At 57.5% G+C, this 1,704-nt stretch carries 2 protein-coding genes and 1 pseudogene; all 3 read left to right on the top strand.

Annotated elements, in window-relative coordinates; all coding sequences use genetic code 11:
• Window positions 1–567: thiosulfate oxidation carrier protein SoxY (gene soxY / locus QWZ14_RS07210; protein ID WP_290315952.1), on the top strand; the 567-nt coding region annotated here is incomplete at its 5' end.
• 10 nt (window positions 568–577) lie between these two features.
• The gene (soxZ, locus tag QWZ14_RS07205; RefSeq protein ID WP_290315951.1) at window positions 578–904 is read left to right on the top strand and encodes a thiosulfate oxidation carrier complex protein SoxZ; all 327 of its coding nucleotides are present in this window, start codon (window positions 578–580) and stop codon (window positions 902–904) included.
• Between the two features lie 64 nt (window positions 905–968).
• A pseudogene (locus QWZ14_RS07200) lies at window positions 969–1,704 on the top strand (thiosulfohydrolase SoxB); the annotation flags it as partial.

Below are 1,704 nucleotides of genomic sequence, written 5' to 3'. Positions count from 1 at the left end.
GGCTCGGCTCCAAAAAGACTTTACATTCAGACATTCGCAAATCAATATCTATTAGAAGCCACCATGCTGCCAATGCAGGGGCCAGGAGGACGTCCAATGGAAACCATCACCTCACGCCCGATCCGCGTCCCGCTGACCCGGCGTTTCCTGCTAGCTGCGGGTGCCGCTCTGTCAGTCCTGCCGATGGCGTCGGCCCGCGCAACGCCCTTGGCCGACAGTGACATAGCGAAGGTGCTTGCAGGACGGACGCCTAAGGAAGGCGGACCGTTGAAGCTCGACATTCCCAGCATCGCTGAGAACGGCTTGGTCGTTCCCTTGGCAGTCGAGATGGATAGCCCGATGACCGAGGCTGACCATGTCACTGCTATTCATATCTTCGCCGACGGCAATCCCGTCCCTACTGTGGCGACATTTCACTTCACACCCGATAGCGGCAAAGCAGCTGCTAGCACCCGCATACGGCTAGCGCAGACCCAGAATATCGTAGCCATTGCCGAAACTAGCAATGGCGGACTGTTCCGCGCTCAGAGCGAAGTGAAAGTGACTATCGGCGGCTGCGGCGGCTAGGAGAACGATCATGGCAAATCCCGTACCTCGCGTCCGTGTTCCCGCTTCTGCTAAGAAGGGCGAGATCGTCGAAGTTAAGACTTTGATTTCTCACGACATGGAAAGCGGTCAGCGCAAGGACAGTGCCGGCGCTACCATTCCGCGCAAAATCATCAAGCGGTTTGAAGCAAGGTACAACGGCAAGAACGTTTTTGAAGCTGACTGGAATACATCAGTTTCGACGAATCCATATCAGTCATTCTTTTTCCGTGCACAGGAAAGCGGAACGCTTGACTGCGCTTGGACTGATGACGACGGTAGCGTTTATAAGTCTACATCGAAGATCAACGTCGCTTAAGTCGGGGCGCCAATCTCGGTTGGCGTTTCAACAATATATGCACGCATTCGCATAGGATGATGTTGTGATTCATCGCCGACATTTTTTGCAGGCTGCTGCCGCAGCGGCGTCCCTCGGCATTCCCGTAGGTCGTGCTGCCGCTGCACAGGCGTTGACGCAGGACCAGCTGCTTGCTTTCGATCCTGTGGGCCAGGTCACCCTGCTGCACCTCACCGATCTGCATGCGCAGCTTGTACCCATGTACTTCCGCGAGCCCTCGCTCAATGTCGGTGTAGGTAGCGCGAAAGGACAGCCGCCGCATTTGACGGAAGCAGCTTTCCGTCAGGCGTTTGACATCGCTGCCGGGTCACCAGATGCGTATACGCTGACTGCCGAGGATTTCACGGCGCTAGCCCGGGAATACGGGCGCATGGGCGGGCTGGACCGAATTGCCACGTTGGTCGGTGCAATTCGAGCCCAGCGAGGCGACGGACGCGTCCTGTTCCTCGATGGCGGCGACACCTGGCACGGCAGCTGGACCGCACTACAGACCAAGGGCGCCGACATGGTTGGCCTGATGGATCTTCTCAAAATCGACGGCACAACCGGGCACTTTGAATTCACCCTGGGTGCCGAACGCATGAAAGAGCTGGCTGATGCCCGCCCTTACAAGTTCATGGCCGGCAACGTCCTCGATGAATGGAAGGAGCCGGTGTTCACCTCGTGGCAGGTGATAGAACGTGGCGGCGTTCAGATTGGCGTGGTCGGTCAGGCATTTCCCTTTACCCCCGTCGCCAACCCCCGCTGGATGATTCCAGATT

The sequence above is a fragment of the Paeniroseomonas aquatica genome, from assembly GCF_030409335.1.
Taxonomy (GTDB): domain Bacteria; phylum Pseudomonadota; class Alphaproteobacteria; order Acetobacterales; family Acetobacteraceae; genus Belnapia; species Belnapia aquatica.
This window is presented reverse-complemented; position numbering and strand designations above follow the sequence as displayed.

What these genes read in the sequence shown, in the direction of transcription:
- soxZ (WP_290315951.1), top strand. Translation starts at nt 578, where the DNA reads ATGGCAAATCCCGTACCTCGCGTCCGTGTTCCCGCTTCTGCTAAGAAG.